The sequence below is a fragment of the Pseudoalteromonas sp. B160 genome (genome assembly GCF_037162485.1).
Classification (GTDB): Bacteria; Pseudomonadota; Gammaproteobacteria; order Enterobacterales; family Alteromonadaceae; genus Pseudoalteromonas; species Pseudoalteromonas rhizosphaerae.
This window is the reverse complement of sequence record NZ_JARLUX010000001.1, coordinates 1517644-1538836: the sequence shown is the minus strand read 5'-3', so window position 1 is coordinate 1538836 and position 21193 is coordinate 1517644. Positions and strand designations below refer to the sequence as shown.

Sequence of the window (21193 nt, the reverse complement as noted above, 5' to 3'; positions counted from 1 at the left end):
TTCACTTGTTTATAGGTTGGTTTATCATGAACAAACCCTTCGATAAAATTAAACTTCATGGCTTTAATAACTTAACCAAAAGTTTAAGCTTTAGTATTTACGATATTTGCTATGCAAAGACTGAGCAACAACGTAAAGAATATATTGAATATATCGACGAACAGTACAGTGCTGATCGACTAACCGATATTTTAGGTGAAGTAGTAGACATTATCGGTGCGAATATTTTAAATGTTTCGCGTCAAGATTACGACCCTCAAGGTGCTAGTGTAACAATTCTGATCTCAGAAGAGCCAATTGAGCAGCAGCAAACTTATGAAGTTGATGAAGCACCAGGACCATTACCTGAAACAGTTGTTGCTCATTTAGATAAAAGCCACATCTGCGTTCATACCTATCCTGAAGCTCACCCTGATGATGGTATTTGTACTTTCCGTGCCGATATCGAAGTATCAACCTGTGGCATTATTTCGCCATTAAAAGCGTTAAACTTCCTAATTCATAGCTTAGAGTCAGATGTTGTAACAATTGACTACCGAGTGCGTGGTTTTACCCGTGACGTAGATGGTGTTAAGCACTATATCGATCACGCGATCAACTCAATTCAAAACTACATGACCGAAGATACCAAAGAAGCGTACCAAATGATGGACGTGAATGTGTATCAAGAAAACTTGTTCCACACTAAGATGATGCTAAAAGAAACAGACCTAAATACTTATTTATTTGGTGTTACTACGAGTGATTTATCTGAAGACGAAGAAGAAGCAATTCGTTCTAAATTAACACGTGAAATGCAAGAAATCTTTTACGGCCGTAACTTGCCGGAAGCAGAATAAACTCACTTAATTAGTAAGTTTTAAAAAACGGCGCGCAATGTAAATTGCGCGCCGTTTTTTATTAAAGTTGCTAAATGCAGCAACAAAAGCAAACGAAAAGACCATCCTTCCTAAGTATACCTCCTAAATTAGCCTGAAAATGTTGGTGACGACATTCCTTGACGCTAGCAGCTGTGGCTAATAGTCTAAGTAAACAGCCCGTCTTCTATTATGGATCAATATGCAGAATCAAGGCCTAGCACAGCAACTATTTTTGGCAAAGCAGGTGAGGGAGCACGAAGCAAAAGCAGCGACCTTGGCAGGCGTTAGCATGTTCACTTTGATGGAGCGCGCAGGGCATGCGGTATTCTCGCAGTGTATCGAGCATTTTCCGAATGCTCAGCGCTACTTTATTCTGGTCGGTTATGGTAATAATGCGGGCGATGGCTATATTGTGGCAAGCCTTGCCAAGCAAGCCGGTAAGGAAGTCATTGTACTTGCAGCCGATACCAGTAGACATCTCACCGGGGATGCGCTTACAGCTCAGCAACGTTGGCAAGCATTGGGGGGCGAAGTTGAAAGTTACACGCAAGGTCGCCTCAATAATGCCGATATTATTATTGATGGTTTGTTAGGTACCGGAATTAATAGTCAAGTTCGTCCGCCATTTTTAACGATGATTGAAGATGCTAACGCGCAACCTAGCGCAATAGTGGCAATTGATTTACCTTCAGGCATAGACGCCGACACCGGGCAGCCACTTGGCATCGCTATTCAGGCTACTATTACCGTTACTTTTGTGGGGATTAAACAAGGCTTAGTAACCGGTGCCGGGCGAAGTGCTGCAGGAAAAATCATTTTTAATGATTTAGGGATCGCAGAATCATTTACCAAGTTAGTGGATGCTAGCGCAACACTTATCAATATCACTAGTTTTAAACCACTTGCTGCACGAAGTCGCAATAGCCATAAAGGGAACCACGGCAAGCTGTTATGCGTCGGTGGGAATCAAGGTACTAGCGGGGCCATTCGTTTATCAAGTGAAGCAGCACTTCGTACAGGCGCTGCAATGGTGCGTGTTTATACTCATCAAAGCAGTGTACAAGTCGTTAGTAGTGGTCGCCCTGAATTAATGGTCAGTTGCGACAGTTTATCCGCAGCCCTTGAATGGGCAAATTGTGTCATTATTGGTCCAGGTCTTGGTCAGGATAGTTGGGCGCAAACGACATTTGAGCAGGTTATACAATATTGCTTAGCAAATAATTTACCATTAGTTATTGATGCTGATGGCTTAAATTTGTTGGCTAAGCATGCTTTAGAGTATCGCCTTAAAAATTGCATAATAACCCCGCATGCTGGTGAAGCCTCACGGCTAATGAAAGTTTCAATTGCTGAGATTGAAGCAAATCGCTTTCAATCTGCTACGGATTTAGCTAAACGTTATACCAGTACCAGTGTGCTGAAAGGCGCGGGTAGCCTGATCGCCAACGGGCAGCAAACTTGGTTGTGCGAAAATGGTAATCCAGCGCTTGCCGTTGGTGGCAGTGGTGATGTGCTTACCGGCATCATAGGTGCGTTACTTGCTCAAGGTTTCGCTGTTGATCAAGCCGCATGTTACGGTGTGACATTGCACGCTAAAGCAGCCGATATTTTGGCAGAACGCGAAGGGGAGCGCGGTATGTTGCCAAGTGATTTATTTGCTATTGTTAGGCAGCTCATTAATGGTAAATAGCGGTTAAATATACTTTTTGGTCACTATTTTTAGGAACTCGTTTTGCTAAATACAGCACAGTCCCTATACTCTAATTTGCGCGGCTATTATTTACTACTGAGGTAAAAAGAAGATGTTGATACAAAAAAATGTACCTAGGGAGTTTTCTGCTGCTGTTGTTTGCTTTAATTATTCTGTCAGGAATAATGCAGCTAGTTGTTACGCCAATCATTAAAAATGACGCTATATCCAGCGCAAAATTACAAGCAAAGGTGATCGGCGAATCGTTAGCAAAAGATTTAGCTAAAAGTGCCACCTTAACGCAAAGCTTAGCCGTGGTAGCCGAGACTTTGCCATTGCAGCAGGCGGCCTTTATTGAAAATATTGCTCCTTTGATTGCAAGTGGCAAAGGTATTGCGGGTGGTGGTATTTGGCCTGAGCCGAATAAAATGCTGCCTTCAGCAGCAAAGGCATCTCTTTTCTGGGCGAAAACAGGTAATGGCCAATATAAACTTTTAGATGATTATAACCAGCCCGACAGCAGCGCGTATCAACAAGAAACCTGGTATAAAAATGCCATTAACGCTAATCGGGGTGAGTGCGTTTGGTCCGAAGCTTATGTAGACACGGTATCGAATGTACCGATGGTTACCTGTTCCGTGAAAATAATCCGTGATAACCAATTTTGGGGGTTGCCACCTTAGACGTTGAACTGGCATCTATCGAAAGCTCATTGATCGCAGAGAACAATGCTACTGGCACCTATAACTTTATTTTAGATAGCGCCGAGCAATTAGTATCGATTCCATCGATACGCAATACTAACTTAGCAATGATGAGCCTTACTCAGGTTGCCAGTAAAGACAGTAGCTTAAAGCCGTTGGTCAGCGCCTTGCAAAACAGCAATACAACTGTTGCTGAATTTGCCAGTGGTGTGGTTAATAATGACCAATCTATTTTAGTAACTTACTCATTGGCAGAGCAAAATTGGCGCTCAGGGGTTATTATTCCTGCCGCAATTGCCAAGAAAACCGTTAACACCCTCACTTATTATTTATACAGTTCATTTATCGCCCTTATTCTCGCTTTTGTATCAGTATTACTGATTTTTGGTAATCGCCTGGTGCAGCAAATTAACACCACCACAGAGCAAGTTAGAATGTTGGTGCAAGGTCGCACGAATTCAAAACTGGCCGTGCGTGGAAGTGATGAAATGAGCCACTTATGCGAAGCGATTAATGATTATGGCGATCATCTGATTAAGATTTTAGAACAGATCCAAGCAGAAGCCGCTGCGGTTAAAAACAACGCTGAAGCGATGGATAACTTAAGTAATAACAGCCAAATTCGTACGCAAGAGTTAATGGAAGAAAACAACATGTTGGCTGAGGCAATTCATGAAATGTCGATAGCAGCCTCATCAGCCTCACAAGATGTTTTGAGCGTTGCAGATATTACTACGCAATCAGCTGATTTAGTGAATTCTGGTTTTGATGTTATTGAGAAGAATGCCGAATCAATCCAGTTATTATTTGATAAATTAACGGAATCATCAGATGCCATTTCACGGATTGCACAAGACTCAAAACAAGTGGGCTCGGTGCTTGATGTGATCATGAATATTTCAGAACAAACTAATCTACTTGCGCTTAATGCCGCCATTGAAGCTGCTCGAGCAGGTGAATCAGGGCGTGGTTTCGCGGTAGTGGCTGATGAAGTTAGAACCTTGGCACATCGTACTCAGCAATCGGCTGGCGAGATTGAAACCATGATCAGCCAATTGCAAGAAGCCGCTAGTAGAGGGGTTAACGTTATTGGGCAATGCCGTGAATACTCTGAAGTAGTGAACGAGCGCTCAGCAACAACACGTGCACAGTATGAAAGTATTGTTACCGCGTTTAATGATATTAAAGAGCGTTCATCAAGCATTGCCGTCGCGACTGAAGAGCAATCACAGGTAACCGAAAATGTGAAAAACTTGGCAGAGCGAATTCGTGAGATCTCTGTGCAAAATGCCAGTGATGCTGAAGAATTTCGTAGCGTCAGCAAAGATTCAAATAGCCAAGCACAGCGTTTATATCAAATTAGTCAGCAATAATGTGATTCATTGATAGTGTTTTTCAAGCATCGTTAGCTGAGAATGTCAGCGCGATGCTTCACCTTCGTCCTCTTCTGGTGGATCGCCGGAGTCTTCTTTGCGTTTACGCTGCTCTTGTTTGGCTTTTTGTACATTCTCAAATTGCGGGGGTGGAATAGGGAATAACGAAATAAGCGGAAAGAACGACAAAAATAAAAAGCCCCTCGTGACATGGTTTTACCCCAAGCGACAATTTTCATCATGGCCCAAAACACAATCAGCAATAATATGCTCACTACAAGCCAATGCAGCAGTAATGTTCCAAGACTAACCTTATCTAATAAATCCATTTGTTTTTAATATGGTTACTAATAGTTAGTTAATGAGGGTTAATTGAACAATATCAAGTCAACCAGAGGTTCCGTATTAAGCCAGTAGGTTATGATTTATTGCGATAACAATAATATTTCACTCTAGTACGCTTGCCTTAGTCTGCTTTTTATACTTTGTGAATGCAGGTGGTGTGACAGGAGTAACAAAATAAATGAAAGAAGGGTAAAACTACAAAATTCCTAGTGATATTGTTTTCATTACACATAACTAGTCGCAATAATTTTTGTTAGGATTTTCAGAAAGGTTATCAGAGGAAATCGAAGTTATCGTAACTATGCATATTTAACGATAAATAAAATATCGCGTGTAAAATAGTCGATAAATACTTGTTAATAATTATCGCCTATCGTATTGTGTACCTCTATTGGGTTTTGTGCATCGAAATTTAAAAGTAGATGTATCTAATTGTTTTAACCAATGGAATTTAACTAGGTATGTTTTAGTGTATAAAAACAACCTGAGCAATTTGACCTCTAAAGTTTGCCGTTTACGTTGTTGAAGTTTAAAAAGGAACGGTTTTTACTAACCATGAAAGGATATTCGTAATGAAAAAAATTTATTTAGTATTATTTGGTGCTGCCATGTTTAGTAGTGCAACAATGGCAAATACAGTTTCTTGCTATGTGGATACAGACGCTTATGACAATTATACGGAAAATTATTGCTATGGTAGTGGTCAGTTATCTAACCATAGACAAGGTGCAGTAGTATTTAAAGTTGATGTAAGTAAACCTGTACAGAATATAATCTGGACAGTTGATGGATTTCTTGCAAAACCTAGGTCTAATAGCTGTACTGGCGAAATTTGTATAGTTGATGTAAGACATGGAGAGAGTGAAGTCTCTGCATGTGTAGACAAAATTTATTATCAAGACTACACATGGGCTGATGTTAATTGGTGTGCTAATGCTTCAACCAACTTCTGGGGTGAGGGTAAAGTTCCTCAGTGATCTGTAGAATATAAATAGCAACTTTTGCTGTATTGTAATTCACAGTACAGCAAATTTAGTTACTTTTTAATTGTAGTAAGTCCCATTTATTACCATACAAATCTTCAAATACCACAACGGTGCCGTATTCTTCTACGCGGGGCTGTTCATTAAAGTTAACGCCATTTTTTTGCATTAATTCATAATCTCGCCAAAAGTCATTGGTATGTAAAAATAAAAACACTCGGCCGCCAGTTTGGTTGCCCACAGCCTCTAACTGCTGTTGAGTACTTGCTTGTGCGAGTAATAAATTAGTGCCATTAGAGTTCGGTGGTGATACTAATACCCAGCGTTTGCCATTACCCTGATCAGTATCTTCGATTAAATCAAACCCCAGTTTTTGAGTGTAAAATGCAATCGCATCATCATAATTCCCTACAACTAATGCCATGCTACCTATATGCTGTTTTATGTTTGTCATTGTCCTACCTTGAAATAATGCAGTGCTTAAAGATGCTTTTTTAGCATATAAGAAAATATAACCCGAGGACAAAAGACTGGTACGTTAAGTGCGGTGCTAGATTTATCCGTACGTCTGACTTCAGTCAGAAAGCTTTTCCCGATAAATCTGGCCTTACCAGTGGCTGGCGCTAGGTTTGAAACTTATTATCTTTAAAAACAAAACCCAGCTTTCACTGGGTTTTTAATAACATAAATATTATCGATGTAACTCACCGGCTCGTTCTGGCTGATAAGTGATTGCTTTTATTTTTACTTTTATGAGACCGCCACTTGGTTTTGGCCATTCAATTTCATCGCCTTGTGACAAACCAAGTAGGGCGCTACCTACTGGTGCTAAAATTGATATTTTATCAGCACTTGCATCAGCATTTTTTGGATACACTAAGGTCTTAGTGAATTCTTCTTTAGTTGATTCAACAATAAAGTTTACCGTTGAGTTCATAGTAACCACTGTCGAAGGCACATCTTTTGGCTCAACGATTGTTGCGCGGCCAAGTTCAGCTTCAAGTTCTTTTTCGCCAGCAAAGCTTCCTGCTGGTAATGATTCCATTAAATCATACAATCTATCAGCATCGAGTGACGAGATGATCAGTTCAGGCTTTTTATTCATCTTAATATCCTTAATTATGGCTTATAAATAAAATTAACTCTGAGTATGGTTTTGGCATACAGTTAAAAAGCACTGCAATACGCTGGAGTCATTTTATTTGCTACTTTATCGTTGCTCTTAAAGCTAAAAACCCAGCCGAAGCTGGGTTTTTATTTTAGCTAGATGGTTAGGAGATGAATTACATCATGCCGCCCATACCACCCATGCCGCCCATGCCTCCCATATCAGCGCCGCCAGCTTCATCCTTTGGGATTTCAGCTACCATTGCTTCAGTGGTGATCATAAGGCCAGCAATCGAGCCTGCAAATTGTAGTGCAGAGCGCGTTACTTTTGTTGGATCTAGGATACCCATTTCAATCATGTCGTTGTATTCGCCAGTTGCTGCGTTGTAACCGAAGTTACCCGTGCCGCCTTTAACTGCGTTAATAACAACAGACGCTTCGTCACCTGCGTTGGTAACGATTTGACGAAGTGGTGCTTCCATAGCACGTAGTGCTACTTTAATACCGTGGCTTTGATCTTCGTTGTCACCAACTAAATCAACAAGTTTGCTTGCTGCACGTACTAGTGCAACACCACCACCAGGCACTACGCCTTCTTCAACCGCAGCGCGAGTTGCATGAAGTGCATCTTCAACGCGGTCTTTTTTCTCTTTCATTTCGATTTCAGTAGCAGCACCTACTTTGATTACCGCAACACCGCCGGCAAGTTTAGCCATGCGCTCTTGTAGTTTCTCTTTATCGTAGTCTGATGTTGCTTCTTCGATTTGTGCTTTGATTTGCGCAACGCGACCGTTGATGCCAGCTTCTTCGCCTGCACCATCGATGATAGTTGTATCATCTTTAGTGATAACTACGCGCTTTGCAGTACCTAAATCTTCAACTGTCGCTTTTTCAAGTTCCAGGCCGATTTCTTCAGAGATAACCGTACCGCCAGTTAATACTGCGATATCTTGTAGCATTGCTTTACGACGGTCGCCAAAACCAGGTGCTTTAACTGCTGATACTTTAACGATACCGCGCATGTTGTTAACAACTAGAGTAGCTAGTGCTTCGCCTTCAAGGTCTTCAGCAATGATAAGTAATGGTTTGCTTGCTTTAGCAACGGCTTCTAATGTAGGTAGCAACTCACGAATATTAGAGATTTTTTTATCTACAAGTAGAATAAATGGGTTATCTAATTCAACAGCGCCTTTTTCTGCGTTGTTGATGAAGTATGGAGATAAGTAACCACGGTCAAACTGCATGCCTTCAACAACATCTAGTTCGTTTTCAAGTGATTGACCTTCTTCAACAGTGATTACACCTGAATTACGGCCTACTTTTTCCATTGCTTCTGCAATGATGTCGCCAATTTCTTTATCAGAGTTAGCTGAAATAGTACCCACTTGAGCGATTGCTTTTGCATCGGCACATGGTACTGAAAGTTCTTTTAGCTCAGCAACAGCTGCGATGATTGCTTTATCAATACCGCGCTTAAGGTCCATTGGGTTCATGCCCGCAGCAACCGCTTTTAAGCCTTCGTTTACAATTGACTGCGCTAATACTGTTGCAGTAGTTGTACCGTCACCGGCTGCATCGTTTGCTTTAGATGCAACTTCTTTAACCATTTGTGCGCCCATATTTTCAAACTTGTCTTCAAGTTCGATTTCTTTTGCCACTGATACACCATCTTTAGTGATCACTGGAGAGCCAAATGATTTGTCTAGGATTACGTTACGGCCTTTAGGACCTAAAGTTACACGAACTGCGTTTGCTAAGATGTTTACGCCAGCTAGCATTTTAGCGCGTGCGTCACCTGCAAAAAGTACTTCTTTTGCTGCCATGATTAATTTCCTTTGAATTCTGAATGTTTGTTAAACGAAAAGTAGCTTTAGCCTACAATGCCTAAAATATTGTCTTCACGCATGATCAGGTACTCTTGACCTTCGATCTTTTCAGCTTTTTCAACATATGAGCCGAATAACACAGTGTCACCGACTTTAACTTCTAATGCTCTCACATCACCGTTATCTAGAGTACGGCCATTACCCACTGCAACAACTTTACCGCGGGTTGATTTCTCAGCCGCAGAACCAGTTAATACAATACCGCCAGCAGATTTGGTTTCTTCTTCTAGGCGCTCAACGATCACGCGATCATGTAAAGGACGAATGTTCATTTTATTTAGTTCTCCTAACAGTTTCTGAACAGGACAGAAAAAAGCTTTATATGTACCAGTTTGCATTAAACCCTGTGGTTCAAGGCAATTGATTTAGTTGTACTCAGTAATGGGGGTATTGCTTCAAAACCCAAGTGATAAAAATTAAAATTTTTAATCTTTTCTCTCGTACTCACCATCAATAGTGGTCGGCTCGCTCATTTTGCGAGGTTCTGGCTCTGAATGGGTGTGCTGATTAAATGCTGTTGGACCTTGTTGCATGCCTGCACTCATACGCACCGTTGCTTGACTAGCAAGGCCTGCAGCTAGTTTATTGCGAATGGCCGGGGTCAATAATAAAAAACCGAATACGTCGGTCATAATGCCTGGAGTTAGCAATAATATGCCAGCAATAATCACACATAAACCGGTAAATAATTCTTTGGCTGGCATTTGCCCTTGCGCCATTTGTGTTTGCACATTTTGCAGTGCGCCCATACCTTGTGTTCTAACTAATTTTGCGCCGAATATTGCGGTTACAATAACCAGTGCAATAGTGGCGAATCCACCAATTACATCAGCTACTTGAATTAACAACGCAATTTCAATAATTGGCACGAGAATAAATAATAAAAACAAAAATCTAAACATAAGGCTCTCTAAATAGTGATCACTCAGTTGAGTTAATGAAATATAAATATGGGTTATCAGGTCTTTTTTCAAGGCTAGTGGTAAAGCAGTGTTGGCTAAATAGCCTGAACTCTGATTAAGCGATTTATTATCCGCAGTTTAGGTTAACTACACTTTGCCTTAGCTATCAGCTACTATGGCATTGGGCAGAGCAATCAATCAAAGGTTCAATATGACGACTCATTTTCGACTTATTTTTACCACTTGCGCAGATGTAAGTGAGGCACGCTCCATAGCTGAGCAATTAGTTAAGCTTAAATTAGCTGCGTGTGTGAACATTCTTCCAAATGTGGAATCTGTTTATATGTGGCAAGGAGAGGTTGCTTATGCAACCGAGTGTAAATTATTAATTAAAACAAAGTCAGAAAAAATGAATGAATTGATTCAAACTATCAAGCAATTACATAGTTATGAAATTCCTGAAATACAGGTTATTGATGTGGCCACTGGCAATTTAGCCTATTTTAATTGGATGGATGAGGTACTTAATTAATGCGTTGTTTTCTTTTATTGCTTTGTGCGCTGTCGTTAATGCCAGCACAGGCTGCAACTAATAATTTATTAAGTGATTTGCTGCAGCCCGCAGAGCAAACATTTTTACCTGTTGATCAGGCATTTTCATTTGATTTTGATCAGCAGGGCAGCACACTTTTTATTGGTTGGGATATTGCGCCAGGATATTACCTATATAAAAAGAAGCTAGAAATCATTGGTAAAGGTGCTGATATTGAAGTGCCCGATCTTGGTAAAGGCGTGATCATTGAAGATGAGTTCTTTGGCAAAACAGCAGTGTTTTTTGATTCACTGAGTGTGATCAGCAAGCTAAGTAATATAGCTGAAGATGGCGTAATTAAAGTACGTTATCAAGGCTGTGCTGAAGCAGGGCTATGTTACCCGCCAGAGATCATCACCATTCCATTGAGTATGATTGCCGGTGAAACCCCTGCAACTGATAATGCAACCGCAGGCAATGCATTAGCTGCGCTTAGCGCTGAATCAGCGGCTGCTACAGAAGATGTTGTAACGCAAGAAGATGACTTAGAAAAAGAATTAAACTTTACTGAAAAACTGGCCTCGCAAGGTTTGTTAGCGAACCTAGCGATTTTCTTTTTGGTCGGTATTGGCTTGGCATTTACGCCATGTGTATTTCCGATGTTTCCTATTTTGTCGAGCCTAATTGCAGGACAAAAAATCTTTCCACTAAAAAAGCTTTTGCGCTTTCTTTTGTTTATGTGCAGGGTATGGCCGTTACGTATGCGGCGCTGGGCCTTGTGGTTGCATCACTTGGTGGTCAAGTGCAAGGTTATTTGCAGCACCCATATGTATTGATTAGTTTTAGTTTATTATTCGTTTTACTCGCTATGTCGATGTTTGGTTGGTACGAAATAAAGCTCCCTAGCGGCATGATGAATAAGCTCACACAAGTAAGTAATAATCAAAAAGGCGGCAACTACATTGGCGTGTTTTTAATGGGGGTTTTATCGGGTTTAATTGCGTCACCTTGTACCACTGCACCGTTATCAGCTGCGCTATTGTTTGTTGCGCAAAGCGGCGATTATTTAGTTGGCGGCTTAACTTTGTATGTGCTGAGTTTAGGGATGGGTATTCCGCTGCTGTTATTAGGCACCTCCGGCGGTAAATTATTGCCAAAAGCAGGCGGCTGGATGGAACAAGTTAAAACCCTGTTTGGTTTTATCATGCTGGTAGTGCCATTGATCTTGCTTGAACGTATTGTCGATGCAGACATCATATTACTTATGGCGGGCTTATTAGCATTAGCAACGGCCTTGTATTTACATCATTGGCAGAGCGCTCAAACACAAGGTAAGTTAAAAACTGCATTGTGGTTTGTTGCAACGTTATTAGTTGTTAGCGGTGTGAGCTTAACTAAAAACTATATATGGCCCACAGCGCAAGTTGTTAGTGCCGCAAATGGCGAGCAACAAGAGCGCGGCTTTAAATTAGTTGCTGATTTAGCTGAGCTCAAACAAGCAATAAATGATGCAAACAGTGGTGGTCGTTTAGTGATGGTCGATTTATATGCAGATTGGTGTGTTGCGTGTAAAGAGTTCGAGAAATACACTTTTCCTGACGCTAAAGTACAAGGTGAGTTTGCAAACTTTGAGTTGTTAAAAATTGATTTGACCGAAAGTGATGATAAAACAATTGCTGTAATGGAAGAGTTTTCGGTATTTGGTTTACCCAGTATTTTGTTTTTTGATACACAAGGTGAAGAGCTTGCAGCACAGCGTGTGACGGGCTTTTTAAATGCCAAGGACTTTGCTGAGCATTTAGCTAAAGTGAGAAATAGCGCTAAATAAACGTTTTTCGCACCGCTATTTTAAACGCCACTTTATATGAGTGGCGTTTTTGTTTTTGTGGTGGCTACTAGTGATTAGACCAGTATTTTGCTGCTATTTACATCGAACTGGCTATAATAGGTGGTTAACGTGAGAAATACTTGCTATTTTAGTTTTTCCCTCTACATTTTGCGGGAATTTCTAATCAAAATGGCTTAACTCATTATTTATAGGATTATCGCGTATTATGGCTGCAAAATTTAAACTTTTAGTTATAAATGGCCCTAACTTAAACATGCTGGGTAAGCGTGAACCAGAAAAATACGGTTTACAAACACTTAGTGAGATTATGAGCGAACTAACTGAGTTTGCGCATGGTCTAGATGTTGAGCTAACGCATTTTCAAAGTAATAGTGAGCAAGCTTTAATTGAGCACATACATAGTGCATGGCAGGTCATTGATTACATTATTATCAACCCAGCGGCATTTACGCATACAAGCGTGGCTTTACGTGATGCGTTACTGGCTGTTGATATCCCGTTTTTTGAAGTGCACTTAACTAATGTGCACACGCGGGAAGCGTTTCGTCATCATTCATATTTTTCTGATGTGGCGCAGGGCGTGATATGTGGATTAGGCGCAATGGGTTATCGCGCAGCACTTGAAGCTGCGGTCAATCGGTTGCAAAACTCGAATTAATTTTAAACTAACAAACTAACAGGCGGGTCGTTCATGGATATTCGCAAGATCAAAAAACTAATTGAACTAGTAGAAGAATCAGGTATTGCTGAATTAGAAATCACCGAAGGTGAAGAATCAGTACGTATCAATCGTAATAATATGAGTGCAGGTCCTGCTTACGCTCCGCATTATGCACCACAGTACGCACCAGCACCAGCTCCAGCCCCTGCAGCTGCACCTGTTGCAAGCGCAGAAGCGGCAGCACCTGCGGGTCCTACTGGCCATCAAGTATTATCGCCAATGGTTGGTTCTTTCTATACAGCAGCTTCTCCTGAAGCGCCTTCATATGTAGAAGTGGGTTCACAAGTTAAAGTAGGTGATACGCTTTGTATCATCGAAGCGATGAAAATGATGAACCAAATTGAGTCAGATAAAGCGGGCACCGTGAAAGCGATTTTAGTTGAAAATGGCGAGCCAGTAGAATTTGATCAACCTTTATTCATCATTGAATAATAGCGCAACCTAAAAGGCCAACTCTAATGTTAGATAAAGTAGTCATTGCAAACCGAGGTGAAATTGCACTTCGTATATTGCGCGCCTGCAAAGAGCTTGGGATCAAAACGGTTGCTGTGCATTCAACGGCGGATCGCGATCTTAAGCATGTATTGCTTGCAGATGAAACAATATGTATTGGTAGACCTTCTGCCACTGAAAGTTACTTAGACATTCCGCGCATTATTGCGGCAGCTGAAGTAACCGATGCAGTTGCTATCCACTCGGGTTATGGTTTCCTTGCAGAAAACGCTGATTTTGCTGATCAAGTTGAACAAAGTGGTTTTGTGTTTATTGGTCCGCGCGGCGACACGATTCGTCTAATGGGCGATAAAGTATCTGCAATCGAAGCAATGCGTAAAGCTGGCGTACCATGTGTACCAGGTTCAGATGGTCCGGTATCGGATGATAAAGACCGCAACATGCAAATCGCTAAACGTATCGGTTACCCAGTGATCATCAAAGCCGCTGGTGGCGGTGGTGGTCGTGGTATGCGGGTTGTTCGCAGTGAAGCTGAGTTAATTGACTCAATCGCTTTAACGCAACAAGAAGCAAAACAGTTCTTTGGTAATAGCATGGTTTACATGGAAAAATTCCTTGAAAACCCACGTCATATCGAAGTTCAAGTATTGGCTGACGGGCAAGGTAATGCTGTTCACTTAGGTGAACGTGATTGTTCTATGCAACGTCGTCATCAAAAAGTAGTCGAAGAAGCGCCAGCACCAGGTATTACTGCTGAAGTGCGTAAGTTTATCGGTGAGCGTTGTACGCGTGCATGTATCGAAATCGGTTATCGTGGTGCGGGTACATTTGAGTTCTTATACGAAAATGGTGAGTTCTATTTCATTGAAATGAACACTCGTATTCAGGTTGAGCATCCAGTGACAGAAATGGTTACCGGTGTTGATTTGATCAAAGAGCAGTTAAAAATTGCAGCGGGCCAACCACTATCATTCACGCAAGACGATGTCGTTATTCGTGGTCATGCAATTGAGTGTCGTATTAATGCTGAAGATCCTGAAACGTTTATCCCGTCACCGGGTAAAATTACGCGTTTCCACCCAGCAGGTGGTTTAGGTATTCGTTGGGACAGCCATATTTATGCTGACTACACAGTGCCACCACACTATGATTCAATGATCGGTAAATTAATTACTTACGGTGAAAACCGTAATGTAGCAATTGCCCGTGCACGTAACGCATTGAATGAGCTTGTGATTGACGGTATTAAAACTAATACGTCATTACATAAGCGCATCTTAGCGGATGAAAACTTCCAAAATGGTGGTACTAATATCCACTATCTTGAGAAAAAATTAGGTCTATAGTCCTAATTACAAAAAAACCGGCAACTTTGCCGGTTTTTTTGTGTCTATAAGTGTCGATTCTCGCCTTAGTAAAATAATCTGGTATGATTAACAAGTTATCGTTTTTAATACTATCCATGAGGTTAGAATGACGCACTGTGTTGGTTTTCAACTCGCTGATGAAGCTGCAACGGTTAAAATGGGCAATCAACTTGCTGTGCTAATGGAGCAAGGTGCAGTTATTTACTTACACGGTGATTTGGGAGCAGGTAAAACCACTTTAACACGTGGTGTGATCCAAGGCTTTGGTCATCAAGGTAAAGTTAAGAGTCCAACTTATACGCTGGTGGAGCCATATGAGTTGGCAACGGCCAATGTTTATCATTTTGATTTATATCGTTTAGGCGACCCAGAAGAATTAGAATACATGGGTATTCGAGATTATTTTTCGCCAACAGCTATTTGTGTGGTGGAATGGCCTGAAAAAGGCGGCGAGTTTATCCCAACACCAGACTTAGATATTACTTTACGTTATGTCGGCGATGCACGAGCAATTGAGATCCAAAGCATTAGCCCGCGTGGTCATAGTATCGTGGATAAACTCAAAAACCATAGTGAATAACAACAAATAACAAGGGTGTGAAGATACCGATGAGTCGAGTTGTCATAAAGTGGATGGGTGCTTTTTTGCTGTTAGCAACCAGTGCTAATCTCTATGCACAAAATACTATCAATAGTGTACGGGTGTGGCCATCGCCAGATAGTACGCGGGTAGTATTCGACTTAACGGATAAGCCCGACTTCAGTTATTTTATGCTAAAAAATCCACTGCGTTTAGTGGTCGATTTAGAAAATACAGACAAAATAAAAGACCTACCAACTATTCCCAGTAAGCATCAAATCGTCAGTAAACTACGTTACTCGAAAGCGAAAAGCAGCCAGGGGGTACGATTTGTTTTTGAGCTTACAGGGGCCGTTAAACCGGTGATTTTTGCATTGGCGCCAACGGGACCTTATAAAAATCGTTTAGTGGTCGACTTATATGACAAAAATCAACCAGAGCCAGTAGCTGCAACGAGTAATACTGCGGTTAAAAAGCGTGAGCTTAATCAACAACGCGATATTATTATTGCTATTGATGCAGGCCATGGCGGCGAAGACCCTGGGTCAATTGGCCCCTCTGGTACTTATGAAAAAGATATCACATTACAAATTGCCAAACGCTTAGAGCGGATGATTGATGCCGAGCGCGGGATGATTTCGCGAATGGTGCGAAGTGGAGATTACTTTGTCAAACTTAATACCCGCACTAGCCGTGCAAGGCAGAAAAAGGCTGACTTTTTAGTTTCAATTCATGCGGATGCATTTACTAGCCCGCAACCAAATGGCGCCTCTGTTTGGGTGTTATCACTTCGTCGTGCTAATTCAGAAATTGGTAAATGGATAGAAGATAAAGAAAAACATTCAGAGCTACTCGGTGGTGCTGCTGGAGTGATTAAAGACACGGCCAGTGAAAAGTACTTGGCGCAGGCGCTGTTGGATATGTCGATGGATCATTCGATGAAAACCGGTTTCAGCGTTGCTGAAGGCATGGTTCATGAGCTTAAAAAGGTCGCTAAGTTACATAAAAAAGAGCCGCAAGCGGCTAGCCTAGCGGTATTAAAGTCACCAGATATTCCATCTATTTTGGTCGAAACTGGGTTTATTTCAAACCCGCGAGAAGAAAAACTATTAAAAAGTGCTAATCACCAAGAGCGCTTAGCGAAAGCAATATTTACTTCTATCAAAAGCTATTATCTGAAAAATCCTCCGGATGATTCGCTGTTTGCGTCGTTAAAATCGCAATATCCCACTAAACATAAAGTTCGCCCTGGTGAGTCGTTAAGTTTGTTAGCTAGTCGCTATGGGGTATCAGTAGGTAAGCTTAAGCAAGTCAATCAATTAAAATCTAATACCTTGTTTATTGGTCAAGAGTTAGACATTCCGCAAAGTTAAAATCGTTAGGATCAGTATGAGCATTGAAATATTACCCGCGCGATTAGCTAACCAAATTGCTGCGGGCGAAGTGGTTGAGAGACCCGCATCTGTGGTCAAAGAACTCGTTGAAAATAGCCTAGATGCAGGCGCAACACGTATTCAAATTGATATTGAGCGCGGCGGTCATAAGCTTATTCGCATTCGTGATAACGGCTCAGGCATTGATAAAGACGAGCTCACGTTGGCGCTTTCTCGTCATGCTACTAGTAAATTAAAGTCCCTTGATGATTTAGAAAATATTTGTTCTTTGGGCTTTCGCGGCGAAGCATTGGCGTCCATTAGTTCGGTATCGCGTTTGACGCTTAGCTCAAAAACCAAACAGCAAGAGGCTGCTTGGCAAGCATTTGCACAGGGGCGAGATATGGCGGTGCAGATTAAACCCACTGCTCACCCTGACGGGACCACCATTGAAGTTAAAGACTTATTTTTTAATACGCCCGCTAGACGTAAATTTTTACGCACCGAAAAAACCGAATTTACTCACATTGATGAGTTAATAAAGCGTATTGCCCTGAGCCGTTTTGATGTGTCAATTACCCTCACCCATAACGATAAAGTAGTGCGTCAATATCGTGCTAAAACCGACCCTGCACAGGCTATTGCTCGGGTCGCTCAGGTTGCAGGTAAAGCCTTTGCTGAGCAGGGGTTATATATTGAGTCAGGCGATACAGGCTTGCAGCTACATGGTTGGGTGCTACCAGTTGGCTCGAGTAATACTACGCAATATACCTATGTAAATAATCGTATGATGCGCGATAAGCTTATTTCTCATGCCATTCGCCAAGCGTTCGAAGAAGTCGCAGGCCAAGAAGAGCTACCGGGCTTTGTTATTTATATCGACATTGATCCGCGTCAAGTGGATGTAAACGTGCATCCTGCGAAACACGAAGTGCGTTTTCATCAAGGTCGCTTAGTGCATGATTTTATTCTGCAGGCAATTAAACAAGTCGTGGTGCCGCTTCAAGATGAGTTTGCTGGTGTTACTCAGCATGTTGATTCGCAACACAGCGATGCTAAAGCAGCGCATACAGCAACACCCGCTCACTCCAGCAATACAGCAGGCAGTTTGTTTGATTATCCTAAGTCGCACTTACAACCAGCGGAGCAAGCTCGCTACGGTGCTAATTTAGCACCTAGTGGTGGTGGATATACAGGTTCAAGCGAGCGAAGTAAGCAAGCGAGCCGGACAAATCATCAAGATGTGAGTGCGTTTTATCAAGGGGTCAATGAGCAACACGCCAGCCATTTTGATCAACCTATTGGCGTTACTCAAGAAGTAGCACCATTGTTACAGACGCAAAGTGCGCAGCCGTTGCTGGTACAAAGTGATGGCGGTTGTGTATTTAGCCTGCAACAGCAATTATATTGCTCACACTTTAAATATTTATTAGTCAATGATTGGCTTGAGCTTATTGCTGAGCAAGGCAGCTTAGAAGGAAAAGCCTTACTATTGCCTGTGCGAGTTAATATCAGTAAAGAAGACAGCCAAAGCTTAACACAGCAACAATCATGGTTTACCTTGCTGGGCTTTGAGTTATTGATTGAAAAGCAATTTGTGATGGTTAAAAAGTTGCCACAGAGTTTGTATCTGCTTGATGTGAGCCAAGCCGTAGATGCGCTATTAAAAGCCACTAAGGCTGAGCTTAATAGTGTGGAGCAATGGCTAAACTGGCAGCTTAGCCAAGTGCCCGAGCGCTTTTTTGCCAGCCAAGCTTTTGCCTTGGCGGTTACGCGAATGCAAAATAATCCGCAAACAATCCAGCGTTTATCTGCAAAAGCAGTTAAAATAGATTTAAGTTATTTTTTAGCACAGTTAGATTAAGGTTATCGAGTTGAGTAATTTACCGGTCATTTTTTTAATGGGCCCAACCGCTGCAGGCAAAACTGCATTAGCAATCGCCTTATGCCAACATTTAAAAACTGAAATAATCAGCGTCGATTCAGCCTTAGTGTATAAAGATATGAACATAGGTACGGCAAAACCAGATCAACATGAGTTAGCGCTTGCGCCACACCATTTAATTGATCTAATCGACCCTAGCGAAAGTTACTCAGTAGCTGATTTTCGTCGTGATGCAATTGAAAAGATTGACCAATTTCACCAACAAGGTAAAGTGCCTGTATTAGTTGGTGGTACAATGATGTACTTTAAAGCATTAATTGATGGATTATCGCCATTACCTGAAGCATGCCCGGTAGTACGAGCAGAGCTTGAGCAACAAGCCAAGCAACATGGCTGGCCGGCACTTTATAAAGAGCTTGAGATAATTGATCCGCAAGCGGCACAAAAAATGAGCGAGAATGACTCGCAACGCATTAACCGCGCCCTTGAAGTTTACCGATTAACGGGTAAAACAATGACTGAATTACAAAAAAGTAAGCAGCCGAGTTTACCGTATACTTTTCATCAATTTGCTATTGCGCCTGATGATCGCGCCGATTTACACCAGCGAATTGAACAAAGGTTTAAAATAATGCTTGAGCAGGGGTTTGAAAATGAAGTTTCATCCCTATATCAACGTAAGGATTTACACCCTAACTTACCTTCCATTCGTTGCGTGGGTTATAGACAAATGTGGGATTACATTGCTGGCGAGATTGATTACGATGAAATGGTCTTTCGCGGTATTGCAGCAACACGACAGCTTGCTAAGCGTCAATTGACGTGGTTAAGAGGTTGGCCCGATGTAACGTGGTTAACAACGGGTGATGAAGAAAACTTGCAACGTGTTGTAAGTTCGCTAAGCTAGTAGTAGTTGAAATTTTTTAGCTTTGTTAAATGAGTTCAGCCACTTAATTATAATAACACCTAGAACGAAGGAAAATAACATGGCAAAAGGCCAATCGTTACAAGACCCATTTTTGAATGCGCTACGTCGTGAGCGTATTCCAGTATCAATCTTTTTGGTTAATGGCATCAAACTACAAGGTAAGATCCAGTCATTTGATCAATTTGTTATTTTACTAGAAAACACCGTGAATCAAATGGTGTATAAACATGCGATTTCTACCGTAGTTCCTGCTCGTGCTGTTAACTTCCAAGGTATTCAAGGAAGCGAAGACGGTGAAGAGCCTGAAGCTGGAAATTTTTAAATTAGGAGCATAATGTTTGTTTGACCGTTATGAAGCCGGCGAACAGGCAGTCTTAGTTCATATCGACTTTCCAAAAGAAGGGGATCGTGAAGATCTTCATGAATTGGAAATGTTGGTATCTTCTGCTGGTGTTAGCAGTTTGGCGGTTGTGCAAGGCAGCCGTCAAGCACCACATCCGAAACTATTCGTCGGTACCGGAAAGGCTGAAGAAATCGCTGAGATTGTCAAAATCCACAACGCAGATGTCGTCATTTTTAATCATCAACTCAGACCGTCACAGGAACGCAATTTAGAACGCGTTTGCCAATGTCGTGTGCTTGATAGAACGACGCTTATTCTTGATATTTTTGCGCAACGTGCACGTACCCATGAAGGTAAGTTGCAGGTTGAGCTAGCACAATTGCGTCATATGTCGACGCGTTTGATCCGAGGCTGGACGCATCTTGAACGCCAAAAAGGCGGGATCGGTTTGCGCGGGCCTGGTGAAACTCAGCTAGAAACAGATCGACGTTTATTGCGAGTTCGTATTCAAAGTATTCGCGCGCGTTTAGAGAAAGTGGCAGTGCAGCGTGAGCAAGGTAGACGTGCTCGTAACCGCAATGAAATTCCTACGGTGTCGTTGGTAGGGTATACCAATGCGGGTAAGTCGACGCTATTTAATCGCATTACTAACTCTAATGTGTATGCTGCTGATCAACTGTTCGCGACGCTTGATCCAACCTTACGCAAACTCGAAATAGAAGATGTTGGTTCGATAATTTTAGCCGATACCGTTGGCTTTATTCGTCATTTACCCCATGACTTAGTTGCCGCATTTAAAGCGACGCTAACCGAAACTCGTGAAGCTGATTTACAACTTCATGTGGTCGATGTTGCGGATCATCGTCGTAAAGAGAATATTGAACAGGTACAATCGGTTCTTAAAGAAATAGAAGCTGATGAAGTGCCGCAATTGTTGGTTTACAACAAAATTGATGCGCTTGAAGATATTGAACCACGTATTGACCGTGACGATGAAGGCATGCCTATTAGAGTATGGTTGTCGGCACACAGTGGCGCAGGGTGTGAATTATTGTCTGAAGCTATCAGCGAGCTGTTAGCAAAGAAAATGTTTGTTCATACGCTTAAATTAGCTCCGCAATATGGTCGTTTACGTGCTGCGTTGTTCAATTTAAATGCCGTGCATCAAGAAGACTTTGATGAACAGGGTCATTGGTTACTTGCTACTCGACTGCCTATGGTAGAATGGAATCGTTTAAGAAAAGAGTTTGGTCCTGAAATCGACGCTTTTATTTCGTAATTCGAAAAAACTACTGCACAATGTCATTTTTAG

Annotated in this window: 21 protein-coding genes and 1 pseudogene; 16 read left to right on the top strand and 6 right to left on the bottom strand. The window is 41.7% G+C overall.

All coding sequences use genetic code 11. The features are described from left to right. Window positions 1-26 precede the first annotated feature (26 nt). From speD to P4S61_RS07080, 4 genes are all read left to right on the top strand, one after another. The gene (speD, locus tag P4S61_RS07095) at window positions 27-839 is read left to right on the top strand and encodes an adenosylmethionine decarboxylase (RefSeq protein ID WP_145238045.1); all 813 of its coding nucleotides are present in this window, start codon (window positions 27-29) and stop codon (window positions 837-839) included. 220 nt (window positions 840-1059) lie between these two features. After that, complete coding sequence (locus tag P4S61_RS07090; protein WP_182758810.1) at window positions 1060-2550, top strand: NAD(P)H-hydrate dehydratase; 1491 nt, start codon at window positions 1060-1062, stop codon at window positions 2548-2550. 185 nt (window positions 2551-2735) lie between these two features. Further along, window positions 2736-3233 (top strand): cache domain-containing protein, encoded by a 498-nt coding sequence (locus P4S61_RS07085; protein WP_337118018.1) that lies wholly within the window; start codon window positions 2736-2738, stop codon window positions 3231-3233. Then, entirely contained in the window at window positions 3215-4627 is a 1413-nt protein-coding gene (locus P4S61_RS07080; protein WP_337118017.1) for a methyl-accepting chemotaxis protein, read from the top strand. The genes P4S61_RS07085 and P4S61_RS07080 overlap by 19 nt, the downstream gene beginning before the upstream one ends. Before the next feature lie 45 nt (window positions 4628-4672). Here the strand turns inward: P4S61_RS07080 and P4S61_RS07075 are convergent, their stop codons facing one another. After that, complete coding sequence (locus P4S61_RS07075; protein ID WP_337118016.1) at window positions 4673-4816, bottom strand: hypothetical protein; 144 nt, start codon at window positions 4814-4816, stop codon at window positions 4673-4675. Window positions 4817-5544: 728 nt separating this feature from the next. On the opposite strand from P4S61_RS07075, the gene P4S61_RS07070 reads away from it, so the two are divergent. Further along, entirely contained in the window at window positions 5545-5949 is a 405-nt protein-coding gene (locus P4S61_RS07070; protein ID WP_337118015.1) for a hypothetical protein, read from the top strand. 55 nt (window positions 5950-6004) lie between these two features. Here the strand turns inward: P4S61_RS07070 and P4S61_RS07065 are convergent, their stop codons facing one another. From P4S61_RS07065 to P4S61_RS07045, 5 genes are all read right to left on the bottom strand, one after another. Then, window positions 6005-6409 (bottom strand): VOC family protein, encoded by a 405-nt coding sequence (locus P4S61_RS07065; protein WP_337118014.1) that lies wholly within the window; start codon window positions 6407-6409, stop codon window positions 6005-6007. 237 nt (window positions 6410-6646) lie between these two features. Then, a complete protein-coding gene (rnk, locus tag P4S61_RS07060) occupies window positions 6647-7060 on the bottom strand; it encodes a nucleoside diphosphate kinase regulator (protein ID WP_182718918.1) in 414 nt (137 codons plus the stop codon). Window positions 7061-7238: 178 nt separating this feature from the next. After that, window positions 7239-8885 (bottom strand): chaperonin GroEL, encoded by a 1647-nt coding sequence (groL, locus tag P4S61_RS07055; protein ID WP_145238063.1) that lies wholly within the window; start codon window positions 8883-8885, stop codon window positions 7239-7241. Window positions 8886-8932: 47 nt separating this feature from the next. Beyond that, window positions 8933-9220, bottom strand: coding sequence for a co-chaperone GroES (locus P4S61_RS07050; protein ID WP_054204533.1), 288 nt, complete (start codon window positions 9218-9220; stop codon window positions 8933-8935). Window positions 9221-9373: 153 nt separating this feature from the next. Beyond that, entirely contained in the window at window positions 9374-9850 is a 477-nt protein-coding gene (locus P4S61_RS07045; protein ID WP_182735547.1) for an FxsA family protein, read from the bottom strand. A gap of 211 nt (window positions 9851-10061) precedes the next feature. Between P4S61_RS07045 and cutA the strand changes: the two genes are divergently transcribed. The 11 genes and pseudogenes from cutA (at window position 10062) to hflX (ending at window position 21160) form a co-directional block, all read left to right on the top strand. Continuing rightward, window positions 10062-10382, top strand: coding sequence for a divalent-cation tolerance protein CutA (gene cutA, locus P4S61_RS07040; protein WP_182732161.1), 321 nt, complete (start codon window positions 10062-10064; stop codon window positions 10380-10382). Next, a pseudogene (locus P4S61_RS07035) lies at window positions 10382-12210 on the top strand (protein-disulfide reductase DsbD). The gene cutA and the pseudogene P4S61_RS07035 overlap by 1 nt, the downstream one beginning before the upstream one ends. 226 nt (window positions 12211-12436) lie before the next feature. Beyond that, the gene (aroQ, locus tag P4S61_RS07030; protein ID WP_145238079.1) at window positions 12437-12889 is read left to right on the top strand and encodes a type II 3-dehydroquinate dehydratase; all 453 of its coding nucleotides are present in this window, start codon (window positions 12437-12439) and stop codon (window positions 12887-12889) included. 33 nt (window positions 12890-12922) lie between these two features. Further along, window positions 12923-13384, top strand: a complete 462-nt coding sequence (accB, locus tag P4S61_RS07025; protein ID WP_182735549.1) for an acetyl-CoA carboxylase biotin carboxyl carrier protein — start codon at window positions 12923-12925, stop codon at window positions 13382-13384. Between the two features lie 26 nt (window positions 13385-13410). Further along, window positions 13411-14751 (top strand): acetyl-CoA carboxylase biotin carboxylase subunit, encoded by a 1341-nt coding sequence (gene accC / locus P4S61_RS07020; RefSeq protein ID WP_337118012.1) that lies wholly within the window; start codon window positions 13411-13413, stop codon window positions 14749-14751. A 127-nt stretch (window positions 14752-14878) separates the two neighbouring features. Then, window positions 14879-15352, top strand: a complete 474-nt coding sequence (gene tsaE, locus P4S61_RS07015) for a tRNA (adenosine(37)-N6)-threonylcarbamoyltransferase complex ATPase subunit type 1 TsaE (RefSeq protein ID WP_182732164.1) — start codon at window positions 14879-14881, stop codon at window positions 15350-15352. A gap of 29 nt (window positions 15353-15381) precedes the next feature. After that, the gene (locus tag P4S61_RS07010; RefSeq protein ID WP_337118011.1) at window positions 15382-16725 is read left to right on the top strand and encodes an N-acetylmuramoyl-L-alanine amidase; all 1344 of its coding nucleotides are present in this window, start codon (window positions 15382-15384) and stop codon (window positions 16723-16725) included. A 16-nt stretch (window positions 16726-16741) separates the two neighbouring features. After that, entirely contained in the window at window positions 16742-18589 is a 1848-nt protein-coding gene (gene mutL, locus P4S61_RS07005) for a DNA mismatch repair endonuclease MutL (RefSeq protein ID WP_182732165.1), read from the top strand. Window positions 18590-18599: 10 nt separating this feature from the next. After that, window positions 18600-19517, top strand: coding sequence for a tRNA (adenosine(37)-N6)-dimethylallyltransferase MiaA (gene miaA / locus P4S61_RS07000; protein WP_149980497.1), 918 nt, complete (start codon window positions 18600-18602; stop codon window positions 19515-19517). Window positions 19518-19596: 79 nt separating this feature from the next. Further along, on the top strand, window positions 19597-19860 hold the full coding sequence (hfq, locus tag P4S61_RS06995) for an RNA chaperone Hfq (protein ID WP_064668197.1): 264 nt from the start codon (window positions 19597-19599) through the stop codon (window positions 19858-19860). Between the two features lie 16 nt (window positions 19861-19876). Next, a complete protein-coding gene (gene hflX, locus P4S61_RS06990) occupies window positions 19877-21160 on the top strand; it encodes a ribosome rescue GTPase HflX (protein WP_149980498.1) in 1284 nt (427 codons plus the stop codon). The last annotated feature ends 33 nt before the right edge of the window (window positions 21161-21193 follow it).

Bases quoted from the DNA above. Each gene is read 5' to 3' on its own strand.
- aroQ (WP_145238079.1), top strand. From the start codon at position 12,437: ATGGCTGCAAAATTTAAACTTTTAGTTATAAATGGCCCTAACTTAAAC.
- groL (WP_145238063.1), bottom strand. From the start codon at position 8,885: ATGGCAGCAAAAGAAGTACTTTTTGCAGGTGACGCACGCGCTAAAATG.
- P4S61_RS07085 (WP_337118018.1), top strand. From the start codon at position 2,736: ATGCAGCTAGTTGTTACGCCAATCATTAAAAATGACGCTATATCCAGC.
- P4S61_RS07065 (WP_337118014.1), bottom strand. From the start codon at position 6,409: ATGACAAACATAAAACAGCATATAGGTAGCATGGCATTAGTTGTAGGG.
- P4S61_RS07045 (WP_182735547.1), bottom strand. From the start codon at position 9,850: ATGTTTAGATTTTTGTTTTTATTATTTATTCTCGTGCCAATTATTGAA.
- mutL (WP_182732165.1), top strand. From the start codon at position 16,742: ATGAGCATTGAAATATTACCCGCGCGATTAGCTAACCAAATTGCTGCG.
- speD (WP_145238045.1), top strand. From the start codon at position 27: ATGAACAAACCCTTCGATAAAATTAAACTTCATGGCTTTAATAACTTA.
- tsaE (WP_182732164.1), top strand. From the start codon at position 14,879: ATGACGCACTGTGTTGGTTTTCAACTCGCTGATGAAGCTGCAACGGTT.
- accC (WP_337118012.1), top strand. From the start codon at position 13,411: ATGTTAGATAAAGTAGTCATTGCAAACCGAGGTGAAATTGCACTTCGT.
- accB (WP_182735549.1), top strand. From the start codon at position 12,923: ATGGATATTCGCAAGATCAAAAAACTAATTGAACTAGTAGAAGAATCA.
- P4S61_RS07070 (WP_337118015.1), top strand. From the start codon at position 5,545: ATGAAAAAAATTTATTTAGTATTATTTGGTGCTGCCATGTTTAGTAGT.
- P4S61_RS07050 (WP_054204533.1), bottom strand. From the start codon at position 9,220: ATGAACATTCGTCCTTTACATGATCGCGTGATCGTTGAGCGCCTAGAA.
- cutA (WP_182732161.1), top strand. From the start codon at position 10,062: ATGACGACTCATTTTCGACTTATTTTTACCACTTGCGCAGATGTAAGT.
- P4S61_RS07090 (WP_182758810.1), top strand. From the start codon at position 1,060: ATGCAGAATCAAGGCCTAGCACAGCAACTATTTTTGGCAAAGCAGGTG.
- rnk (WP_182718918.1), bottom strand. From the start codon at position 7,060: ATGAATAAAAAGCCTGAACTGATCATCTCGTCACTCGATGCTGATAGA.
- hfq (WP_064668197.1), top strand. From the start codon at position 19,597: ATGGCAAAAGGCCAATCGTTACAAGACCCATTTTTGAATGCGCTACGT.
- P4S61_RS07010 (WP_337118011.1), top strand. From the start codon at position 15,382: ATGAGTCGAGTTGTCATAAAGTGGATGGGTGCTTTTTTGCTGTTAGCA.